Source organism: Streptomyces sp. NPDC006435, from assembly GCF_040612315.1.
Lineage (GTDB): Bacteria > Actinomycetota > Actinomycetes > Streptomycetales > Streptomycetaceae > Streptomyces.
Genome location: NZ_JBEXPY010000008.1, coordinates 141,818 through 161,526, shown reverse-complemented (window position 1 = coordinate 161,526; position 19,709 = coordinate 141,818). Strand labels below are relative to the sequence as shown.

Below are 19,709 nucleotides of genomic sequence, written 5' to 3'. Positions count from 1 at the left end.
TGCCGGCCGTGCCGGTCGCTTCGGCCGCACCGGTCCCGTCGGCCGTCCGCACCACATCGCTCGTATCAGCCACCCTGGACCACCACCCTCCTCGTCGCCACCGACTGCACCGCCCGGCCCACGAGCAGCAACGCCACCGCCCAGCCGGCCTGGAACCCGTACGCCTCCACCAGACCCCACCCCGTGCGCTTGCCGAGGAACACGTCGACCGGCACCTGGAGCAGCGAGGACCAGGGCAGCGCCCGCGCGACCTCCCCCAGCACCCCGGGGAACAGCGTCAGCGGGAGCAGCATCCCGGAGAAGAACATCCCGGCCAGCCACGCCATCTGCGCCGCCCCCGCCCCGTCCAGCAGCCAGAACGCGCTGAGCGCCACCAGATAGCGGATCGCGAAACTGACCACGACGCCGAGCGTCACCGAGACGAGGAAGGCCAGCCAGCTCAACGGCTCGGAGGGCAGCGCCAGGTCGAAGGCGAGCGCCCCCACCAGCAGCGGCACGATGCCACGCCCCAGCAGATGGAACGCCGCCCTGCCCAAGTCGCCTGCGAGCCACCACAGTTGGAGGTCCACCGGCCGGTAGAGGTCCACCGCCACGTCCCCGGTGCGGATGCGTTCGATCAGCTCGTCCTCGAAACCGCCGCCCATCATGGCGCAGGTCATCAGCAGCGCCTGGCCCAGCCACACGTAGGTCAGCGCCTCGGACATGTCGTAACCGCCGAGCTGCGGACGCTCGTCCCACAACGCCGTGTAGGTGTAGGCCAGGATGAAACCGAAGACGGTGTTGGTGAAGACGCCGGCCGCCGTGGCGGTCCGGTAGGTGGCGTGACGCCTGAACCCTCCCGCCGCCACCACCGCGTAGAGCCGCACCGCATCCACCACCCATCAGATCGGGTGCCCGACGGCTTCGGACACCAAAGCGCACGACCCTAGTGCAGCCGGGACGGCCGCCGCGACCGCTTTTCGGAGGTCGATCCGGTGGTTGTTCCGGAGAAAAGGGCACTATGGGGGAAGTGACCGCTTCCGAGGAGTCCGTACGGAAATGAGCGACGAGCCACAGCAGCCGAACGGGGAACGCGAGCCCCGGGGCTGGGCCCCCAGGGACCCGGCCTCCCACGACGCCCCGGGCGACGGCGGCGACGCCGCGGCGGCGGCCGACGGCAGAGACACCCCCGGAACCGATGGGACCGCCGGGGCCGCCGGAACCCCCGGGACCGGTCCCGGAAGCGGCAGTGCGAAGAGAACCGGACGCCCCAAGCGCACCGGCTGGCGCCGCGCCGTCCCCACCTGGCGGATGACCCTCGGCGCCGTGCTCCTCCTCGCCCTGCTCCTGATCGGCGGCTTCATCGCCGGGTACGAACTCGTCGACATCCCGCCCGCCAACGCCAGCGCCACCGCACAGTCCAACGTCTACCTCTACGAGGACGGCAGCACCCTCGCCCGCTCCGGCGAGGTCAACCGGGAGAACGTCAAGCTCGCCCAGGTCCCCCTCACCGTCCGGCACGCCGTCCTCGCCGCGGAGGACCGCGACTTCTACTCCGAACGGGCCGTCGACCTCAAGGCCATGACCCGCGCTGCCTGGAACACCCTCACCGGCAAGGGCAAACAGGGCGGCTCGACCATCACCCAGCAGTACGTCAAGAACTACTACCTGGGCCAGGAACAGACCGTCATCCGCAAGGCCAAGGAGTTCTTCATCGCGGTCAAGCTCAACCGCGAGGAGTCCAAGGACCAGATCTTCGAGGGCTACCTCAACACCAGCTACTTCGGCCGCAACGCCTACGGCATCCAGGCCGCCGCCCAGGCCTACTACGGCAAGGACGTCGAGGAGATCACCACCGCCGAGGGCGCCTACCTCGCCTCCCTCCTCAACGCCCCCAGCGCCTACGACGTCGTCGTCCACCCCCAGAACAAGGCCGCGGCCCTCGGCCGCTGGAACTACGTGCTCGACGGCATGGTCAAGGAGAAGTGGCTCACCCCGGCCGACCGCGCCGCCATGCAGTTCCCCGTGCCCGGCAAGGTCAAGCCGTCCACCGGACTCTCCGGACAGCGCGGCTACATCGTCCAGGCCGTCGAGGACTACCTCACCAGCAACAAGATCATCGACGAGAACACCCTTGCCACCGGCGGCCACCGGATCACCACCACCCTGGAACGGAAGAAGCAGGACGCACTCGTCGCCGCCGTCGACGACAACGTCATGTCCCAGACCAGCCCCGACCGCCCGGCCGACCGCAACGTCCGCGTCGGCGGCGCCTCCGTCGACCCCGGCACCGGCCGGGTCGTCGCCATGTACGGCGGCATCGACTACACCAAGCAGTACGTCAACAACGCCACCCGCCGCGACTACCAGGTCGGCTCCACCTTCAAGCCCTTCGTCTTCGCCTCCGCCGTCGCCAACCGCTCCACCACCCGGGACGGTCGCCGCATCACCCCCGACACCGTCTACGACGGCACCAACAAGCGCATGGTCCAGGGCCCCGACGGCCCCACCGGCTACGCCCCCGCCAACGAGGACGACATCAGCTACGGGCCCATCACCGTCTCCACCGCCACCGACAAGTCCGTCAACGCCGTCTACGCCCAGATGGCCGAGGACGTCGGACCGGCCGAGGTGAAACGGACCGCCATCGACCTCGGTCTCCCCGAGAACACCCCGGACCTCACCGCGTACCCGTCCAACGCGCTCGGCGTCGCCACCGCCAGCGTCCTCGACATGGCCGAGGCGTACGCCACCCTCGCCAACCACGGACGGCACGGCACGTACACCCTCGTCGAGAAGGTCACCAAGAACGGCGAGGACGTCGAGCTCCCCGACCGCGGCACCACCGAACAGGCCGTCCCCCGCGAGGCCGCCGACACCACGACCGCGATCCTCCGGAGCGTCGTCGAGGGCGGCACCGGCACCGCCGCCCAGGCCGCGGGCCGCCCCGCCGCCGGCAAGACCGGCACCGCCGAGGAGGACAAGGCCGCCTGGTTCGCCGGCTACACCCCCGACCTGACCACCGTCATCGCCGTCATGGGCCAGGACCCCGAGACCGGGGTGCAGAAACCGCTGTACGGAGCACTCGGCCTGGCCCGCGTCAACGGCGGCGGCCCACCCGCCCGGACCTGGGCCCAGTACACCGAGGCCGCCCTGCGCGGCACCGAGGCCCGGGACTTCGACCTCGATCTGGAGAGCGGAGTCGAGGAACCCCTCCCGCCCACCGACGAGGAGACCGGCCCCCAGGACACCGGAACCCCCTCCGAGTCCACCCCCAGCACCCCGGCCGGCACCCCCGGCAACACCTCGCCGAACACCCCCACCACCCCCGGCAACAGCGAACCGGCCACCGGAGGCACCGACACCGGCACCCCCACCGACGGCACGACGGACAACGGCGGCGCACAGAACGGCGGCGGGGACAACGGCGGCACCCAGGGCGGCGACAACACCGGCGGCAACGACAACGGCGGAGGAAACGGGGGCGGGAACACCCAAGGCCCCGGCGGCTACGGATTCGCCCCCGGCAACCGGGGCACCCCGGCCCCGGGCCCCGCCGCTCCCGGTCCCGCCCCCGGCCCCGGTCAGTGACCCGAGGTCGCCTTCAGCCCCACGACGGCGACCAGCAGCAGACAGACGAAGAAGATCCGGGCGGCGGTCACCGGCTCGTTCAGCACCACCATGCCGAGCACCGCCGCCCCGGCCGCGCCGATGCCCACCCACACGCCGTACGCCGTACCGATCGGCAGCGTCCTGGCCGCATGGGACAGCAACACCATGCTCGCCACGATCCCGAGCCCGGTGAACACACTCGGCCACAGCCGGGTGAACCCCTCGGTGTACTTCATCCCGATCGACCAGGCCACTTCCAGCAGACCGGCGACAACGAGCAGGACCCACGCCATGACGGCACCTCCGACGAGACAGAACACGCGAACAACACGGGTGCGTCGTCTTTGCGAAACCCGGTACGGCGCGTCTCGTCGGGGTGGTCCCACCGTAGCAAAGAACAGGCAAAGGGCCCGGTGACGTCGGTCACCGGGCCCTTTGCCCACCATCATGAACAGGGCCGCCGCAGCGGGCGGAACAGGACGGGGCAGGACCACGAACACGGCCCGGCACCGACGCCGGCATCCCCGGCGCCCGCGGCAGCCACGGCTCCGGACCGGCAGGGCCCCGGCAGCTACAGATACAGCCCGGTCGAATCCACCGAACCCTCGAACCGGTCCGCCGCCACCGCGTGCAGGTCCCGCTCGCGCATCAGCACGTACGCCACACCCCGCACCTCGACCTCCGCACGGTCCTCGGGGTCGTACAGCACCCGGTCGCCCGGCTCCACCGTCCGTACGTTCTGGCCCACCGCGACCACCACGGCCCAGGCCAGCCGACGGCCGACCGCAGCGGTCGCCGGAATCAGGATGCCGCCACCCGAGCGCCGCTCGCCCTCGGGCGTATCGGACCGGACCAGCACACGGTCGTGCAGCATGCGGATGGGCAGCTTGTCGTCGGTGTTCTCGCTCACGCCCCGCAACCTACCTGTCCGGCGCGACTCCGCACGCCTCCGGGGTGCACGGACCGCCGCGTCAACGCTTCCGGCGCCGCTTCGACGCCACGACCAGACCCACGACCCCCACCCCGAGCAGCGCCGCCGGGATCACCCGCTCCAGACGCGGAGCACCGTCCTCCGACACGAACTGCGCCTTCACGTCCGACACCGCCCGGTTCACCGCGACGAACGCCCGCCCGGCCGTCCGGTCCACGGCCTCGGCAGCCCTGGCCTTCACATCCCCAATGATCGTATTCGGGTGCACGCGCACCCCGATCTCATCGAGCACCACCGCAAGCTGCTCACGCCTGCTGATGATGTCCGCCTCGATCTGCGCAGGGGTCCTGGCATCCGACACTGCGCCGCCTCCGTGGTCGTCGTCCGGTAAACCTTCGTCTGAATCTTCATCGACAGTCTGTCAGCTCGACCGCCCGCGCACTCGGCGGCACCCCTATTGCTCCCCGGGTCGTTACGCTCGGTCCCGTCATCCGACGTGCCACCCGAGGAGAACCATGAGCGAGCGACTCCAGCCCGGCGACACCGCCCCCGCCTTCACGCTTCCCGACGCCGACGGCAACGAGGTCTCGCTCGCCGACCACAAGGGCCGCAAGGTCATCGTCTACTTCTACCCGGCCGCCCTCACCCCCGGCTGCACCAAGCAGGCGTGCGACTTCACCGACAACCTGGAGCTGCTCACCGGCGCCGGGTACGACGTCATCGGTGTCTCCCCCGACAAGCCCGAGAAGCTCGCCAAGTTCCGCGAGAAGGAGAACCTGAAGGTCACGCTGGTCGGCGACCCCTCCAAGGAGACCCTCGAGGCGTACGGCGCCTTCGGCGAGAAGAAGCTCTACGGCAAAACGGTGACCGGCGTCATCCGCTCCACGATCGTCGTCGACGAGGACGGCAAGGTCGAACGGGCCCTCTACAACGTCCGGGCCACCGGCCACGTCGCCAAGATCATCAAGGATCTCGGCATCTGACCCGGGCGCCGCCCGGTTTGCGGCCGCCATGACCGCGCAGAAGCCTTTCCTGGAGGAGCCCTCCAGGAAAGGACCGGCCATGGCGGCCACCGACCCCCACCGGGCGTCCGACCCCGCAGCGGTCAGACGCCACCCCACCCTCTTCCGCGCCATCCGGCAGCGGAGGAACCCGAGGCTGCGCAGGTCGGACATCACCATCACCGACGACCAGGCGGTCAAGCGGGCGGTGAAGGCGGCCTCGCTCGGCAACGCCATGGAGTGGTTCGACTTCGGGATCTACTCCTACCTGGCCGTCACCCTGGGCCACGTCTTCTTCCCGTCCGGGAACGACACCACCCAGCTCCTCTCCTCGTTCGCCACCTTCGCCGTCGCCTTCCTCGTACGCCCCCTCGGCGGAATGTTCTTCGGCCCCATGGGCGACCGGATCGGCCGCAAGAAGGTCCTCGCCCTCACCATGATCCTGATGGCGGTCGGCACCTTCGCGATCGGCGTCATCCCCTCCCACGACGCCATCGGCCTCTGGGCCCCCGTCCTGCTGATCTTCTTCCGCCTGGTCCAGGGCTTCTCCACCGGCGGCGAGTACGGCGGCGCGTCCACCTTCATCGCCGAGTACGCCCCCGACAAGCGCCGCGGCTACTTCGGCAGCTTCCTCGAATTCGGCACCCTGGCCGGCTACGTCGGCGCCGCCGGGCTCGTCACCGCGCTGACCGCGGTCCTCGACCCCGCCCGGATGGACGCCTGGGGCTGGCGCATCCCGTTCCTCGTCGCGGGCCCCCTCGGCCTGGTCGGCCTCTACCTGCGGCTGCGGCTGGACGAGACCCCCGCCTTCCAGAAACTGGAGGGCGGCACCGTCCACGCCTCGGAGGCCGCCGACCACGTCGAGACCACCACCAGGGGCGACCTCGCCAGGATCTTCCGGCAGCACTGGCCGTCACTGATCCTCTGCGTCTGCCTGGTCGGCGCGTACAACATCACCGACTACATGCTGCTGTCGTACATGCCGACCTACCTCTCCGACGAGCTCGGCTACAGCGAGACCCACGGACTGCTCGTCCTGCTCGCCGTCATGGTCCTCCTGATGCTGATCATCAACCAGGTCGGCAGGCTCTCCGACCGCTTCGGCCGCAAACCGCTCCTGATGAGCGGAATGCTCGGCTTCCTCCTCCTCTCCCTGCCCGCGTTCCTCCTCATCCGCCGGGGCGGCATCCCCGCGATCACGGCCGGCATGCTGATGCTGGGCCTCTCCCTGGTCTGCATGCTCGGCACGATGTCCGCCGCCCTCCCGGCCCTCTTCCCCACCCCGGTCCGCTACGGCTCCCTCTCCGTGGGCTACAACCTCTCCGCCTCCCTCTTCGGCGGCACGACCCCGCTGGTGATCACGGCACTGATCAGCTGGAGCGGCAGCAACCTGATGCCGGCCTTCTACGCGATGGCCGCGGCCCTGGTCGGCGCGATCGCCGTGGCCTGCATGGAGGAAACCGCCCAGCAGCCCTTGGCCGGCTCCCCTCCGTCGGTGGAGACCCACGAGGAAGCAGCCGAACTGGTCGCATCCCGGACCCCCGAACCGAAGTTCTGACCCGGGCCCCCGCCCACCGGAATGGCCACCGCCGCTTCAACCCTCCTCGAAACGGCGCAGGTCATTCCACATCTTGTCGGATATCGGACGTGACGCCCCGATAAACGGCTCGTTGATCCGTACGAGGCCACGAACGTGCGGCCGGATGCGGAGGGGAAGCATGGGGGCAAGTCCGTACACACGAGAGCGGCTCATCGAGGCGGCCCGAGAGGCACGGACACTGACGGAGGCCTTGGTGCGGTTGGGGGTGGATCCGAAGAGTTCGACGCGACGGTACGTATCCGGGCGGATGAAAAGGCTGGGAGTGGACACATCCCACTTCGAGCGGGAGGTCAAGTGGACCCGGGACATCCTCCAGGCGGCGGTCTCGGCGTCGACGAACATGTGCGAGGTGTTGCGCCACCTCGGGCTGGACGTGGTCGGCGGCCATCACACCCACATCAGCCGCCGCATCAAGGCGTGCGGCATCGACACGTCGCACTTCAAAATGCCGTCCCGGAGAGGAATGCCTCGGCGTCCGCGCACGCCGGAGGGCTTGCTCGTCGAGCAACCACCGGCCCAAGCCCGACGCATTCCGAGCGGCCGGATCAAGTGGGCCATGACGGCCTCGGGCGTGCCGGAGCGGTGCGCCATGTGCGGTACGGAGAGCGTCTGGCAGGGACGCCCACTCCCTCTGGAAGTCGATCACATCGACGGTAACTGGCGAGACAATCGCATCGAAAACCTCCGGTTCCTCTGCCCCAACTGCCATTCGACGACGGACAATTACCGAGGGCGCGGCAAGGGGCGTGCGGACTCATGAGCGACGGTGTGCAGTACACCCGCGTTCGGCTGGAAGAGGCCGCCGCGCAGTGCTCCAGCCTCGACGAGGTCATCGCCTTCTTCGGCACCCGGCCCTACGACCATCTCCGCAGGTACCTCGCGAGACGATTCGCCCACTTCGGCATCGACATCTCACATTTCCGACCCCATGACAGGCTCCCTCGGCCCACCGCCGAAGAGCTGCGTGCGGCAGTTGCCGAATCAGTCTCGATCGCCGGGCTGCTTCGCCGACTCGGGCGTCCGGACAACGGCAGGCACCGCGCCCTGTTGCGTCAGTGGCTCACTGACGAGAACGTCTCGACGGCACATTTCCTGGGACAGGCTCATCAGCGAGGCAGGCCAGGCCTGGTCCCTCCCAGGCGCCACGAGGGCATCCTGGTCAAGCATGACGGCAAATACCGGACGAAGACCACGCTGCTGCGTCGAGCGCTACGCGAAATCGGCGTGCCGGAGGAGTGTGCGGAGTGCGGTACCGGCCCCGAATGGTTCGGGAAGCCGATGACGTTGGAGGTCGACCACATCAATGGGGACTGGAGTGACGACCGGCCCGCGAATCTGAGGCTGCTCTGCCCCAATTGCCACGCTTCCACGGACACCTGGTGCCGCGGAGGCCGGGGTAGGCAAATAGCCGTCGACCGGTAGCATGGCAACCATGCGGCCGTAGCCAAACTGGTATCGGCGGGTGTTTTAGGGGCATCTGGGAGAAATCCTGTGTGGGTTCGAGTCCCACCGGCCGCACATCTCGACGGGCCGCCCGCGACCGGGCGGCCCGTCGGCGTATCTCACCCCACCAACTCCCGCACCACCGGCACCAGTGCCCGGAACGCCTTGCCGCGGTGGCTGATCGCGTTCTTCTCCGCGGGGGTCAGTTCCGCGCAGGTGCGGGTCTCGCCCTCGGGCTGGAGGATCGGGTCGTAGCCGAAGCCGTTCGTGCCGGAGGGGACGTGGCGCAGGGTGCCGGTGAGGCGGCCCTCGACCACGCGTTCCGTGCCGTCGGGGAGGGCGAGGGCGGCGGCGCAGGCGAAGTGGGCGCCGCGGTGGGCCTCGTCGATGTCGGAGAGCTGGGCCAGGAGCAGGTCCAGGTTGGCCCTGTCGTCGCCGTGGGTGCCGGCCCAGCGGGCGGAGAAGATGCCGGGGGCGCCGCCGAGCACGTCCACGCAGAGGCCGGAGTCGTCGGCGATCGCGGGGTGGCCGGTGGCCCTGGCCAGGGCGTGGGCCTTGAGCAGGGCGTTCTCGGCGAAGGTGACGCCGGTCTCCTTGACGTCGGGGATGTCGGGGTACGCGTCCGCGCCGACGAGCTCGTGGGTGAGGCCTGCGTCGGCGAGGATCGCGTGGAGTTCGGTGATCTTCCCGGCGTTGCGGGTGGCAAGGATGAGGCGGGTCATGTCACCCAGTATCGGGGGTGCTCCGAGGGCCGCCCGGGGTGGTCAGGGGGTGCAGACGTTGCCGATCTCCTTGGCCGCGTCGACGACCGGGGTGATGTCGGGGGTGGCGTCGCCCTTGTCGATGGAGTCGCGGACGTTGCCGACGCCTTTTTCGAGGTCGTCGACGGCCTTGCCGAGGTCGGCGTTGTCGGTCTCGTCGCCGAGCTTGCCGAGTTCCTTCTCGATCTCGTCGAGGGCTTCGGACGCCTGGGTGGGGTCGCTCGTCGCGTTGGAGACGGCCTGCTGGAGGTTGTCGACGCTGGTGGCGATGGCGTCGGCGGTGCGGACGCAGTCGAGTGCCTTGTCGACGGCGCTGCAGCCGGTCGCCGCGGTGAGCCCGAGCGCGAGTGCGGTCAGGGTCAGCGTGACGGTGGCGCGGCGGCGGGCGGTCTTGGCCATGGTGCGGTTCCTCCCCGGGTGCGGATATGTGGACGGGCGCACGGTTCGAACCGTGCGCCCGTGTTCATGACGACGCTGGGCAGAGCGTGGAAGGTTGCTCGATCACTCGCCGAGAGTGCGGGCGAGGGCCTCGTTCTGGAGGACGGTCAGGTCCGCGCAGCCGGCGGTGGCGAGGTCGAGGAGGGCGCCCAGTTCCTTGCGGTCGAAGGGGGCGGCCTCGGCGGTGCCCTGGACCTCGATGAAGCGGCCGTCGCCGGTGCAGACGACGTTCATGTCGGTCTCGGCGCGGACGTCCTCCTCGTAGCAGAGGTCGAGGAGGGGGGTGCCGTCGACGATGCCGACGCTGATGGCGGAGACGGTGTCGGTCAGCGGCTTGCGGCCGTGCTTGACGATCTTCTTGCGCTGGGCCCAGGCGACGGCGTCGGCGAGGGCGACGTAGGCGCCGGTGATGGCGGCGGTGCGGGTGCCGCCGTCGGCCTGGAGGACGTCGCAGTCGAGGACGATGGTGTTCTCGCCGAGCGCCTTGTAGTCGATGACGGCGCGCAGGGAGCGGCCGATGAGGCGGCTGATCTCGTGGGTGCGGCCGCCGATCTTGCCGCGTACGGATTCGCGGTCGCCGCGGGTGTTGGTGGAGCGGGGCAGCATCGAGTACTCGGCGGTGACCCAGCCCTCGCCGCTGCCCTTGCGCCAGCGGGGGACGCCCTCGGTGACGGAGGCGGTGCAGAAGACCTTGGTGTCGCCGAAGGAGATGAGTACGGAGCCCTCGGCGTGCTTGCTCCATCCGCGTTCGATGGTGACGGGGCGGAGCTGTTCGGGGGTGCGGCCGTCGATACGAGACATGGCGTCGACCCTATCGGGTGCGGGGGTGGCGGCCGTTCGGGTGCGGGACGGGGGGCCGGTCGTGAGGGCGAGGGGCGGTCGGGGCGGGGCGGGGCCCGGTCGCGGGGGCCCGGCCGGCACCGGTGACCGGCACCGGAGCCGACGCGGAACCAGTACCGGAGCCGACGCGGGGCCGGCACCGGCGCAGGCCCCGACCCGGGGTGGGTGGGGCCTGCGCCGGTGCCGGGTCGTCCGGTTCAGCGGGGGGTGTGGTGGCCGGTCACATCATGTCTTCGATGTCGGCGGCGATGGGGTCGGCGTCGGTGCCGATGACGACCTGGATCGCGGTGCCCATCTTGACGACGCCGTGGGCGCCGGCGGCCTTGAGCGCGGCTTCGTCGACCTTGCTCGCGTCGTGGACCTCGGTGCGGAGGCGGGTGATGCAGCCTTCGATCTCGTCGATGTTGTCGATACCGCCGAGCCCGGCGACGATCTTCTCAGCCTTGCTGGCCATGGCCTTCTCCCTGGTTCTTCACATGCGTGCGACGGCCCACCATGGGTCCGTTTCGTCACCGTAACGCACGTTTGGCCCAGCTTCGCGAGCGAGTGACTGGACCGTCCTCAATGATGACGATCACTGGCGCCCTGTCTTCCAGGCGGGTTACGCACCGTACCCCAACTGGTCTACACCATTCTGCAACGACTGCCGAACGCGCCTCGTCCCGGGAGGATGCCGATGAGCTCAACCAGCGCCGAAGTGCCGCGGAAGACCTGGTGGAACGGCTTCTTCCAGGGCCTTCAGAAGATGGGACGCAGCCTCCAGCTGCCGATCGCGGTGCTGCCCGCGGCGGGCATTCTCAACCGGTTGGGCCAGCCGGACGTATTCGGCAACGAGGGGCTGGGCTGGAACAACGTCGCCAAGGTGTTCGCGGCGGCGGGCGGCGCGCTGCTCGATTCGGGACTCGGCCTTCCGCTGCTGTTCTGCGTCGGTGTCGCGATCGGCATGGCCAAGAAGTCGGACGGTTCGACCGCGCTCGCCGCGGTGGCCGGCTTCCTCGTGTACTACGCGGTGCTGCACGCCTTCCCGGTGGACTGCGCCCCGGGTGAGACGTTCACCTCGGGCGGCACCTGGTTCGGCACCTGCGTGACGAAGGACGCCAAGGTCACGGCGGCCGCGTACCAGAATCCCGGGGTGTTCGGCGGCATCGTGATGGGGCTGCTGTCCGCCTGGTTCTGGCAGCGGTACCACCGGGTCAAGCTGGTGGACTGGCTGGGCTTCTTCAACGGCCGCCGGCTCGTCCCGATCATCATGGCGTTCGTCGGTCTGCTCTTCGCGGCGCTGTGCGCCTGGCTGTGGCAGCCGATCGGCGACGGCCTGACGAGCTTCTCCAAGTGGCTGGTGGACCTGGACTGGGTGGGTTCGGGCATCTTCGGCGTCGCCAACCGCGCCCTGCTGGTCATCGGGCTGCACCAGTTCCTGAACACCTTCATCTGGTTCCAGTTCGGCGACTTCACCAAGCCGGACGGGACGGTCGTGCACGGCGACATCAACCGGTTCCTGGCGGGCGACCCGACGGCCGGGCAGTTCACCTCGGGCTTCTTCCCGATCATGATGTTCGCCCTGCCCGCGGCGGCGCTGGCGATCTACCACTGCGCCAAGCCGAACCGCCGCAAGGCGGTCGGCGGCATGATGCTCTCGGTCGCCCTGACGTCGTTCGTGACGGGCATCACCGAGCCGATCGAGTACTCGTTCCTCTTCGTGGCGCCGCTGCTGTACGGGATCCACGCGGTGCTCACCGGTGTCTCGATGGCGGTGACCTGGGCGCTGGGGGTCAAGGACGGCTTCAGCTTCTCCGCGGGGCTGATCGACTACGTCATCAACTGGAGTCTGGCGACCAAGCCCTGGCTGATCATTCCGATCGGGCTGGCGTTCGCCGCCGTGTACTACGTGATCTTCCGGTTCGCGATCACCAGGTTCGACCTCCAGACGCCGGGGCGCGAGCCCGACGAGCTGGAGGCGGAGATCGAGAGGGACCTCACGAAGTAGCACTTCGGCCGGGTCGGCGACCCGGCCGGCGAAGGCCCCCGGACCGTGCGGTCCGGGGGCCTTCGTCATGTCGCCGAACGTGTGGTGTTGCTCATGCGAATCAATCGGGAATCGCAGGTTCCTTATACAACGCTCACCGTGTTACAACTGGTCTACACCACTGAGTGGTCCAGACCACGTGGCGCTCTGCCGCGTTCTTCGAGTCGCCGCCTCCCCCGTCAACGATCCGGGCGGCGCCTTGTCCAATGGAGGAAGTTGATGTCCACGGCAGACACCGCACCCGCGGTCACCAAGAAGAAGGGCGCCGGCGTGATGGCGGTCATGCAGCGCATCGGCCGCAGCCTCATGCTGCCGGTCGCGGTGCTGCCCGCGGCGGCCCTCCTGGTCCGGCTCGGCAACAACGACATGCTCGGCCGGGAGTCGTTCCCGGGCTTCATCACCAAGATCGCGACCTTCATGGCCGCGGGCGGCAACGCGATCCTCGACAACATGGCGCTGCTGTTCGCCGTCGGCATCGCGATCGGTTTCGCCAAGAAGTCCGACGGTTCGACCGCGCTCGCGGCCGTCACCGGCTACCTGGTCTTCCAGAAGGTGCTGGCCACCTTCACGGACAGCAATCTGCCGCAGGTCGCGACGGTCGTCGACGGCAAGGTCGTGATGGCGGACGCCCCCGTGGACGCCAAGGTCCTCGGCGGTGTGGTGATGGGCCTCGTCGTCGCACTGCTCTACCAGCGGTTCTACCGCACGAAGCTGCCGGCCTGGGCGGGCTTCTTCGGCGGCCGCCGCCTGGTCCCGATCCTCTCCGCCTTCGCGGGTCTGGTCATCGGCATCGTCTTCGGCTACATCTGGCCGGTCCTGGGCACCGGGCTGCACAACTTCGGCGAGTGGCTGGTCGGTTCCGGCGCGGTCGGCGCGGGCATCTTCGGTGTCGCCAACCGTGCGCTGATCCCGGTCGGCATGCACCACCTGCTGAACTCGTTCCCGTGGTTCCAGGCCGGTGAGTTCGAGGGCAAGAGCGGCGACATCAACCGCTTCCTGGCCGGTGACCCGACGGCCGGACAGTTCATGACCGGCTTCTTCCCGATCATGATGTTCGCCCTCCCGGCGGCCTGCCTGGCGATCGTGCACTGCGCCCGTCCGGAGCGCCGCAAGGTCGTCGGCGGCATGATGTTCTCCCTCGCGCTCACCTCGTTCGTCACCGGTGTGACCGAGCCGATCGAGTTCACGTTCATGTTCATCGCCCCGGTCCTGTACGCGGTCCACGCGGTGCTGACCGGTGTCTCGATGGCGCTGACCTGGGGGCTCGGGATGAAGGACGGCTTCGGCTTCTCGGCCGGCCTCGTCGACTTCGGACTGAACCTGGGCATCGCGAGCAAGCCGTGGATGCTGGTGCTGGTCGGCCTCTGCTTCGCGGCGGTGTACTACGTGGTCTTCCGGTTCGCGATCACGAAGTTCAACCTGCCGACCCCGGGCCGCGAGTCCGACGAGGAGCTCGCCGAGCTCCTCAAGGCCGAGGCCAAGTAGGTCCCGCACACCCCGCGCCGCGCACCCGCGTCGCACGGCGAAGCCCCTCATCTCCCCGGGCGGGAGGATCTCCCCGGACGGGAGGTGAGGGGCTTCGCCGCGTCCGGGAACCGTGCGCCAAGGGGGAGGGGCTCCGAGCGGCCCCCGGGGAACGGCCCTCAGACCTCGTAGACCGCGCCGGGCACCGCGACGTCCGCCGGTCCGCGGAAGACCGCGCGGGCATCGGCCAGGTTGCGGTCCGCGTCGGTCCACGGCGGGATGTGGGTGAGGACGAGCCGCCCCACTCCGGCACGGGCGGCGATCTCGCCCGCCTCGCGGCCGTTGAGGTGGAGGTCCGGAATGTCCTCCTTGCCGTGGAGGAACGATGCTTCGCAGAGGAACAGATCGACCCCCTCGGCAAGTTCGTCCAGGGCCTCGCAGATGCCCGTGTCCCCGGAGTACGCGAGCGAGCGGCCGCCGTGCTCGACGCGGATCGCGAAGGTGTCGACGGGGTGGCAGACCTTCTCCGTGCGGACCGAGAAGGGGCCGATCTCGAACGTTCCCGGCTTCAGCGTGTGGAAGTCGAAGACCTCGCCCATCGCGTGCTCGGACGGGGTGTCGGCGTGGGCGGTGGTCAGTCGCTGCTCGGTGCCCTCGGGACCGTAGACCGGGATGGGGGCGGGGCGCCCGCCGTCGTGCCGGTAGTAGCGGACGACGAAGTACGCGCACATGTCGATGCAGTGATCGGCATGGAGGTGACTGAGGAAGACGGCGTCGAGGTCGTAGAGACCGATGTGACGCTGCAGCTCGCCGAGGGCGCCGTTGCCCATGTCGAGGAGCAGCCTGAAGCCGTCGGCCTCTACGAGGTAGCTCGAGCATGCGGATCCCGCGGACGGGAACGAGCCGGAGCAGCCGACGACGGTGAGCTTCATGGAGCGTGAACCTCCGGGACGTGGGAACGGGGAGGGTTCGTACGGTCTGTTGAGCGGTTTGTCGAGCGTAAGGCGCGAAAGTGTCGGTCGCTCCTCCACGGCCGTCCGTTGTGGGGGAACTCACCTGTGCTGTCACCGGTTCGATGGAAGCGGTGGGACCGCCGGTACGGTCGGGGGCATGGACATGTCCTGGTGGTGGCTCGCGCTCGCTCTGGTGGTACTGCTCGCACTCGTCGCGGCGGTCGCCGACGGCCGGGGGCGGGGCGGCGGCCGGCCCCGCGGGCGTTCCGGCAGGTCGGCGGGGGCGCCGCCCGGTACGCGTCCGGGCGGGCGGACCCGTCCCCCGGCGGCGCCCGGTCGCGGGACCGGCCCGGAGCGGGGGGCGCGGCCCCGGCCGGGTGAGATCTGGTGGGCGGAGGTGCCGTACGAGGACGGGCCCGGCGCGAAGGACCGGCCCTGCCTGGTGCTCTCGGTACGGGGCGACTCGGCGCTCGTCGCGAAGATCACCAGCAAGTACCACGAGGGCCGGCCGGGGGTGATCGCGCTGCCCGCGGGGACGGTGGGGGACGCGCGGAACCGGGCGAGCTATCTGGAGACGGACGAGTTGCGGCAGGTCTCCGTGCGGGGGTTCCGGCGGCGGGTGGGGAACGTGGACCCGAAGGTGTGGGAGCGGGTGCGGGGGCTGGGGTGAGCCGGGGGCGGCACGGGGTGCGCGGGGCGGGTGTGCTCGCGGTGCCGTCCGCCGGACGGGGCGGTGCGCCGGGCTCCGGGCGGACGGGGAGGCCGGGTGCGGGACGGCCCGGACCGGCCGGAATGCCGTCCGCCGGGCGGGCCGGGGTGTTCGGCCCGCCCGGCGGACGGATGTGGTGCGGGTCTTCCCCCGCTTCCTCTGTGACGGTCCTGGCTCCGGCCCGTCGGCGGCCCGTCGGGGCTCACGCCCAGAGCTGGCCCTGGAGTGTTTCGATGGCGGCTTCCGTGGTCGGGGCCGTGTAGACGCCCGTCGACAGGTACTTCCAGCCGCCGTCCGCGACGACGAAGACGATGTCGGCCTGCTCCCCCGCCCTGACCGCCTTGTTCCCCACGCCGATCGCGGCGTGGAGTGCGGCGCCCGTGGAGACGCCCGCGAAGATTCCCTCCTGCTGGAGGAGTTCGCGGGTGCGGGTGACGGCGTCGGCCGAGCCGACGGAGAAGCGGGTGGTGAGGACGGAGGCGTCGTACAGCTCGGGCACGAAGCCCTCGTCGAGGTTGCGGAGGCCGTAGACGAGGTCGTCGTAGCGCGGCTCGGCGGCGACGATCTTGACGTCCGGCTTGTGTTCGCGCAGGTAGCGGCCGACTCCCATGAGCGTCCCGGTGGTGCCGAGGCCCGCCACGAAGTGGGTGACGGAGGGGAGGTCGGTGAGGATCTCGGGGCCGGTGGTGGCGTAGTGGGCGCCCGCGTTGTCCGGGTTCCCGTACTGGTAGAGCATGATCCAGTCCGGGTGCTCGGCGGCCAGCTCCTTGGCGACGCGCACCGCCGTGTTGGAGCCGCCCGCCGCCGGGGACGAGATGATCTCGGCGCCCCACATGGCGAGCAGGTCGCGCCGTTCCTGGGAGGTGTTCTCCGGCATGACGCACACGATGCGGTAGCCCTTGAGCTTGGCCGCCATGGCGAGCGAGATGCCGGTGTTGCCGCTGGTGGGTTCCAGGATGGTGCAGCCGGGGGTCAACCGGCCGTCCTTCTCCGCCTGTTCGACCATGTGGAGCGCGGGGCGGTCCTTGATCGAGCCGGTGGGGTTGCGGTCCTCCAGCTTGGCCCAGATGCGGACGTCGTCGGAGGGGGAGAGCCGCGGGAGGCGGACGAGGGGAGTGTTCCCCACGGCCGCCAGCGGGGAGTCGTACCGCATCAGCGCATTCCGCCGGCCACGGCCGGGAGGATCGTGACGTTGTCGCCGTCGCTCAGCTTGGTGGAGATGCCGTCGAGGAAGCGGACGTCCTCGTCGTTGAGGTAGACGTTCACGAAGCGGCGGAGTTCGCCGCCGTCGACGATGCGCTCGCGGATGCCGTTGTGGCGGCTGTCCAGGTCCGTGAAGAGGTCGGCGAGGGTCTCCCCGTTGCCCTCGACGGCCTTGGCGCCGTCGGTGTAGGTGCGGAGGATGGTCGGGATGCGGACCTCGATGGCCATGGCGTGGGCTCCTGTCGGAAGCGGGGAAGTGGCGTGGGGCGCGCGGCTCTGCCCCCGCGCGGGGGTTGGTGCGTGCGTGCGGTGTTTCGGGCCGCGGCCCGGCTCAGACCTCGCGGTCGGCGGCGGGCGGGCGGCTCGTACAGATCGCGCTGGAGAGCCTGCACAGGTCGACGTGCAGCCGCGCGACGAGCAGTGTGCCCGGCGTCCTGTCGCTCACGTCATGGAGAACCATGCGGTCATCGTATCGATTCCCGGTCCGCAATCCCGAGTGTGATCTCACATGACGGATGGGCGATGTTCGACAGGTGGACGATCTGTGTCGCCCCGGGTCCGCCCGGCCGCCGGGCGACTCCCGTCCCGGCGGCCGGGCGGGGCGGTCAGGCGGCCTCGTACGCCTCGACGACCTCGACGTCCTCCTCGGTGATCACGCCGTCGACGATGCGGTACGAGCGGAACTGGAAGGGGCCCGCGTCGTCGGCGTCCGCCGTGGAGACGAGGACGTAGTGGGCGCCGGGTTCGTTGGCGTAGGTGACGTCGGTGCGCGAGGGGTACGCCTCGGTCGCCGTGTGGGAGTGGTAGATGATCACCGGCTCCTCGTCGCGGTCGTCCATCTCGCGGTAGAGCTTGAGGAGGTCGGCCGAGTCGAACTCGTAGAAGGTGGGCGAGCGGGCGGCGTTGAGCATCGGGATGAACCGCTCGGCGCGGCCGGTCCCGGCCGGCCCCGCGACCACGCCGCACGCCTCGTCGGGGTGGTCGGCGCGGGCGTGCGCGACGATCTGGTCGTGGAGCGCCTGGGTGATGGTCAGCATGGCGCCAGGATAGGCCGCGGGCCATGGCGTACCGGGGTTTGGTACGCCATGGCCCGAATGGTGGACACGACCGTTGGGGCGTCCGGGTTCCGCGGGACCGGAGGGGGTGCCGGACGCCCTCAGTTCCCCATGAGGGTCTTCCGCTCCCCGTCCTTCGCGGACTCCGTGCCGCCGGCCTTGGGCCGGGTCCTCGTGAACGCCCCGCCCTGCGGGTCGCGGGCCTTGAGGACCAGGTACGAGACGCCGAGGAGGGCGGCCCAGAGCGGGGCGCAGTACAGCGAGATCCTGGTGCTCGGGTCGATGCCCATCATCACCACGACCACCGCGATGAAGGCCAGCGCGAGGAAGCCGGTGAGCGGGGCGCCGGGGGTCCGGAAGCCCGAGCGCGGGAGCAGTCCGCGGTCGGCGAGGCGCCGGTAGCGGATCTGGCAGACGAGGATCATGATCCAGGCCCACATGCCGGAGATGGTGGCGAAGGAGACGACGTAGGTGAAGGCGTCCCCGGGCCACTGGTAGTTGATCCAGACGCCGACGAGCATCAGGGCGGCGGAGAAGGTCGTGCCGACGAGCGGGGTGCCGCTGCGGGTGAGCCGGGCGAAGAGTTTCGGGCCCTGTCCGTTGAGCGAGAGGTCCCGGAGCATCCGGCCGGTGGAGTACATGCCGGAGTTGCAGGAGGAGAGGGCCGCGGTCAGCACGACGAAGTTGACGATGCCGGCGCCGACGCCGAGGCCCATCTCCTCGAAGGCGGCGACGAACGGCGAGACCTTCGGCTGGAACACGGACCACGGGACCACCGAGAGGATCATGACGAGGGCGCCGACGTAGAAGACGGCGATGCGCCACGGCACGGTGTTGATGGCCTTGGGCAGCACGGTCTCCGGGTCCTTGGACTCGCCCGCGGTGACCCCGACGAGTTCGACGGCGAGGAAGGCGAACATCACGATCTGCAGGGTCATCAGGGTGCCCTTGATGCCGTGCGGGAAGAAGCCGCCGTCGGCCCAGAGGTGGGTGACGGAGGCGGTGTCACCGGCGTCGGAGAAGCCGAGGGTGAGGATTCCGGCGCAGATGAGGATCATGCCGACGATGGCGGTCACCTTGACCATGGAGAACCAGAATTCGAGCTCTCCGAAGAGTTTCACGGAGATCAGGTTCACGCCGTACAGGATGACGGTGAAGACCAGTGCCGACGCCCACTGGGGAATGTCGAACCAGAACGTCATGTACTGGGCGGCCGCGGTGACTTCGGTGATTCCGGTGACGACCCAGAAGAGCCAGTAGGTCCAGCCGGTGACGAATCCGGCGAAGGGGCCGACGAATTCACGGGCGTACTCGGAGAAGGAGCCCGAGACCGGCCGGTACATGAGGAGTTCGCCCAGTGCCCGCATGATGAGGAAGATGACCAGGCCCGCGACGGCGTAGGCCAGGATCAGGCTGGGTCCGGCCTTGGAGATCGCCTTTCCCGCGCCGAGGAAGAGCCCGGTGCCGATGGCCCCGCCGATGGCGATCATCTGGATCTGGCGGGCCCCGAGGGCCCGCCGGTACCCCTCGCCCGCCGGTCCGGCGGACTCGGTCCGTGCGGCCGGCCGGCCGCCTTTCCCCTCGTCGATCTGCGCCGATGTCATGTGCTGCGCCTTTCGCCGTGCCCGTCCACCGGGAATTATGTGGCGGTCAGCACAAGGAAAAGCCGATAAACGTATCCAGGCGCAGCAACA

General features: G+C 69.8%; 22 protein-coding genes, 1 tRNA gene and 1 riboswitch. Of the genes, 9 read left to right on the top strand and 14 right to left on the bottom strand.

All coding sequences use genetic code 11. The annotated features are described in order from the left end of the window. Positions 1-65: 65 nt before the first annotated feature. Positions 66-866: an ABC-2 family transporter protein gene (locus ABZZ04_RS12025; RefSeq protein WP_356932118.1), complete on the bottom strand. Its 801-nt coding sequence runs from the start codon at positions 864-866 to the stop codon at positions 66-68. A gap of 172 nt (positions 867-1,038) precedes the next feature. On the opposite strand from ABZZ04_RS12025, the gene ABZZ04_RS12020 reads away from it, so the two are divergent. After that, on the top strand, positions 1,039-3,570 hold the full coding sequence (locus ABZZ04_RS12020) for a transglycosylase domain-containing protein (protein WP_356932066.1): 2,532 nt from the start codon (positions 1,039-1,041) through the stop codon (positions 3,568-3,570). Here ABZZ04_RS12020 and ABZZ04_RS12015 read toward each other — a convergent pair. The 3 genes from ABZZ04_RS12015 to ABZZ04_RS12005 form a co-directional block, all read right to left on the bottom strand. Further along, positions 3,564-3,884, bottom strand: a complete 321-nt coding sequence (locus ABZZ04_RS12015; protein ID WP_124723313.1) for a multidrug efflux SMR transporter — start codon at positions 3,882-3,884, stop codon at positions 3,564-3,566. The two genes, ABZZ04_RS12020 and ABZZ04_RS12015, sit on opposite strands and share 7 nt — an antisense overlap. Before the next feature lie 39 nt (positions 3,885-3,923). Further along, positions 3,924-3,995: riboswitch (guanidine-III (ykkC-III) riboswitch) on the bottom strand. Between the two features lie 167 nt (positions 3,996-4,162). Beyond that, positions 4,163-4,501: a co-chaperone GroES gene (locus ABZZ04_RS12010; protein ID WP_030923137.1), complete on the bottom strand. Its 339-nt coding sequence runs from the start codon at positions 4,499-4,501 to the stop codon at positions 4,163-4,165. A gap of 61 nt (positions 4,502-4,562) precedes the next feature. Further along, the gene (locus tag ABZZ04_RS12005; protein ID WP_356932065.1) at positions 4,563-4,883 is read right to left on the bottom strand and encodes a DUF3618 domain-containing protein; all 321 of its coding nucleotides are present in this window, start codon (positions 4,881-4,883) and stop codon (positions 4,563-4,565) included. 154 nt (positions 4,884-5,037) lie between these two features. Between ABZZ04_RS12005 and bcp the strand changes: the two genes are divergently transcribed. From bcp to ABZZ04_RS11980, 5 genes are all read left to right on the top strand, one after another. Continuing rightward, positions 5,038-5,505 (top strand): thioredoxin-dependent thiol peroxidase, encoded by a 468-nt coding sequence (gene bcp / locus ABZZ04_RS12000; RefSeq protein WP_356932064.1) that lies wholly within the window; start codon positions 5,038-5,040, stop codon positions 5,503-5,505. 79 nt (positions 5,506-5,584) lie between these two features. After that, positions 5,585-7,081, top strand: coding sequence for a glycine betaine/L-proline transporter ProP (proP, locus tag ABZZ04_RS11995; protein ID WP_356932063.1), 1,497 nt, complete (start codon positions 5,585-5,587; stop codon positions 7,079-7,081). A gap of 160 nt (positions 7,082-7,241) precedes the next feature. Further along, positions 7,242-7,883, top strand: a complete 642-nt coding sequence (locus ABZZ04_RS11990) for an HNH endonuclease signature motif containing protein (RefSeq protein ID WP_356932061.1) — start codon at positions 7,242-7,244, stop codon at positions 7,881-7,883. Next, positions 7,880-8,545, top strand: a complete 666-nt coding sequence (locus ABZZ04_RS11985; protein ID WP_356932060.1) for an HNH endonuclease — start codon at positions 7,880-7,882, stop codon at positions 8,543-8,545. The genes ABZZ04_RS11990 and ABZZ04_RS11985 overlap by 4 nt, the downstream gene beginning before the upstream one ends. Before the next feature lie 12 nt (positions 8,546-8,557). Continuing rightward, positions 8,558-8,641: transfer RNA gene (locus ABZZ04_RS11980), tRNA-Leu, on the top strand. Between the two features lie 44 nt (positions 8,642-8,685). Here ABZZ04_RS11980 and rdgB read toward each other — a convergent pair. The 4 genes from rdgB to ABZZ04_RS11960 form a co-directional block, all read right to left on the bottom strand. Then, a complete protein-coding gene (rdgB, locus tag ABZZ04_RS11975) occupies positions 8,686-9,288 on the bottom strand; it encodes an RdgB/HAM1 family non-canonical purine NTP pyrophosphatase (RefSeq protein WP_356932059.1) in 603 nt (200 codons plus the stop codon). A gap of 42 nt (positions 9,289-9,330) precedes the next feature. Beyond that, on the bottom strand, positions 9,331-9,726 hold the full coding sequence (locus ABZZ04_RS11970; protein ID WP_356932058.1) for a hypothetical protein: 396 nt from the start codon (positions 9,724-9,726) through the stop codon (positions 9,331-9,333). 102 nt (positions 9,727-9,828) lie between these two features. Further along, positions 9,829-10,566: a ribonuclease PH gene (gene rph / locus ABZZ04_RS11965; protein ID WP_356932057.1), complete on the bottom strand. Its 738-nt coding sequence runs from the start codon at positions 10,564-10,566 to the stop codon at positions 9,829-9,831. Between the two features lie 259 nt (positions 10,567-10,825). Further along, positions 10,826-11,059 carry a PTS glucose/sucrose transporter subunit IIB gene (locus ABZZ04_RS11960; protein WP_148838179.1) on the bottom strand — a complete coding sequence of 78 codons (234 nt, stop codon included), beginning with the start codon at positions 11,057-11,059 and terminating at the stop codon, positions 10,826-10,828. 222 nt (positions 11,060-11,281) lie between these two features. Here ABZZ04_RS11960 and ABZZ04_RS11955 point away from each other — a divergent pair, with 222 nt between their 5' ends. Both ABZZ04_RS11955 and ABZZ04_RS11950 read left to right on the top strand, forming a co-directional pair. Next, positions 11,282-12,592, top strand: coding sequence for a PTS transporter subunit EIIC (locus ABZZ04_RS11955; RefSeq protein ID WP_356932056.1), 1,311 nt, complete (start codon positions 11,282-11,284; stop codon positions 12,590-12,592). Between the two features lie 258 nt (positions 12,593-12,850). Next, entirely contained in the window at positions 12,851-14,116 is a 1,266-nt protein-coding gene (locus ABZZ04_RS11950; RefSeq protein WP_356932055.1) for a PTS transporter subunit EIIC, read from the top strand. 158 nt (positions 14,117-14,274) lie between these two features. Here ABZZ04_RS11950 and ABZZ04_RS11945 read toward each other — a convergent pair whose 3' ends face one another. Further along, a complete protein-coding gene (locus ABZZ04_RS11945) occupies positions 14,275-15,027 on the bottom strand; it encodes an MBL fold metallo-hydrolase (RefSeq protein ID WP_356932054.1) in 753 nt (250 codons plus the stop codon). A gap of 178 nt (positions 15,028-15,205) precedes the next feature. Here ABZZ04_RS11945 and ABZZ04_RS11940 point away from each other — a divergent pair, with 178 nt between their 5' ends. Beyond that, entirely contained in the window at positions 15,206-15,718 is a 513-nt protein-coding gene (locus ABZZ04_RS11940; protein ID WP_356932053.1) for a type II toxin-antitoxin system PemK/MazF family toxin, read from the top strand. 241 nt (positions 15,719-15,959) lie between these two features. Here the strand turns inward: ABZZ04_RS11940 and ABZZ04_RS11935 are convergent, their stop codons facing one another. The 5 genes from ABZZ04_RS11935 to ABZZ04_RS11915 form a co-directional block, all read right to left on the bottom strand. Then, complete coding sequence (locus ABZZ04_RS11935; RefSeq protein WP_356932052.1) at positions 15,960-16,910, bottom strand: cysteine synthase; 951 nt, start codon at positions 16,908-16,910, stop codon at positions 15,960-15,962. After that, positions 16,910-17,188, bottom strand: a complete 279-nt coding sequence (locus ABZZ04_RS11930) for a MoaD/ThiS family protein (RefSeq protein WP_356932051.1) — start codon at positions 17,186-17,188, stop codon at positions 16,910-16,912. Before ABZZ04_RS11930 ends, ABZZ04_RS11935 begins: the two co-directional genes overlap by 1 nt. Before the next feature lie 103 nt (positions 17,189-17,291). Next, positions 17,292-17,420 (bottom strand): putative leader peptide, encoded by a 129-nt coding sequence (locus ABZZ04_RS11925; protein WP_356932050.1) that lies wholly within the window; start codon positions 17,418-17,420, stop codon positions 17,292-17,294. Between the two features lie 145 nt (positions 17,421-17,565). Then, positions 17,566-17,997, bottom strand: coding sequence for a M67 family metallopeptidase (locus ABZZ04_RS11920; protein ID WP_356932049.1), 432 nt, complete (start codon positions 17,995-17,997; stop codon positions 17,566-17,568). Between the two features lie 119 nt (positions 17,998-18,116). Next, positions 18,117-19,619, bottom strand: a complete 1,503-nt coding sequence (locus ABZZ04_RS11915; protein WP_356932048.1) for an amino acid permease — start codon at positions 19,617-19,619, stop codon at positions 18,117-18,119. Positions 19,620-19,709: the final 90 nt, after the last annotated feature.

Bases quoted from the DNA above. Each gene is read 5' to 3' on its own strand.
- ABZZ04_RS12020 (WP_356932066.1), top strand. From the start codon at position 1,039: ATGAGCGACGAGCCACAGCAGCCGAACGGGGAACGCGAGCCCCGGGGC.
- ABZZ04_RS12015 (WP_124723313.1), bottom strand. From the start codon at position 3,884: ATGGCGTGGGTCCTGCTCGTTGTCGCCGGTCTGCTGGAAGTGGCCTGG.
- bcp (WP_356932064.1), top strand. From the start codon at position 5,038: ATGAGCGAGCGACTCCAGCCCGGCGACACCGCCCCCGCCTTCACGCTT.
- proP (WP_356932063.1), top strand. From the start codon at position 5,585: ATGGCGGCCACCGACCCCCACCGGGCGTCCGACCCCGCAGCGGTCAGA.
- ABZZ04_RS11990 (WP_356932061.1), top strand. From the start codon at position 7,242: ATGGGGGCAAGTCCGTACACACGAGAGCGGCTCATCGAGGCGGCCCGA.
- ABZZ04_RS11985 (WP_356932060.1), top strand. From the start codon at position 7,880: ATGAGCGACGGTGTGCAGTACACCCGCGTTCGGCTGGAAGAGGCCGCC.
- rdgB (WP_356932059.1), bottom strand. From the start codon at position 9,288: ATGACCCGCCTCATCCTTGCCACCCGCAACGCCGGGAAGATCACCGAA.
- ABZZ04_RS11970 (WP_356932058.1), bottom strand. From the start codon at position 9,726: ATGGCCAAGACCGCCCGCCGCCGCGCCACCGTCACGCTGACCCTGACC.
- rph (WP_356932057.1), bottom strand. From the start codon at position 10,566: ATGTCTCGTATCGACGGCCGCACCCCCGAACAGCTCCGCCCCGTCACC.
- ABZZ04_RS11960 (WP_148838179.1), bottom strand. From the start codon at position 11,059: ATGGCCAGCAAGGCTGAGAAGATCGTCGCCGGGCTCGGCGGTATCGAC.
- ABZZ04_RS11955 (WP_356932056.1), top strand. From the start codon at position 11,282: ATGAGCTCAACCAGCGCCGAAGTGCCGCGGAAGACCTGGTGGAACGGC.
- ABZZ04_RS11950 (WP_356932055.1), top strand. From the start codon at position 12,851: ATGTCCACGGCAGACACCGCACCCGCGGTCACCAAGAAGAAGGGCGCC.
- ABZZ04_RS11945 (WP_356932054.1), bottom strand. From the start codon at position 15,027: ATGAAGCTCACCGTCGTCGGCTGCTCCGGCTCGTTCCCGTCCGCGGGA.
- ABZZ04_RS11940 (WP_356932053.1), top strand. From the start codon at position 15,206: ATGGACATGTCCTGGTGGTGGCTCGCGCTCGCTCTGGTGGTACTGCTC.
- ABZZ04_RS11935 (WP_356932052.1), bottom strand. From the start codon at position 16,910: ATGCGGTACGACTCCCCGCTGGCGGCCGTGGGGAACACTCCCCTCGTC.
- ABZZ04_RS11930 (WP_356932051.1), bottom strand. From the start codon at position 17,188: ATGGCCATCGAGGTCCGCATCCCGACCATCCTCCGCACCTACACCGAC.
- ABZZ04_RS11925 (WP_356932050.1), bottom strand. From the start codon at position 17,420: ATGGTTCTCCATGACGTGAGCGACAGGACGCCGGGCACACTGCTCGTC.
- ABZZ04_RS11920 (WP_356932049.1), bottom strand. From the start codon at position 17,997: ATGCTGACCATCACCCAGGCGCTCCACGACCAGATCGTCGCGCACGCC.
- ABZZ04_RS11915 (WP_356932048.1), bottom strand. From the start codon at position 19,619: ATGACATCGGCGCAGATCGACGAGGGGAAAGGCGGCCGGCCGGCCGCA.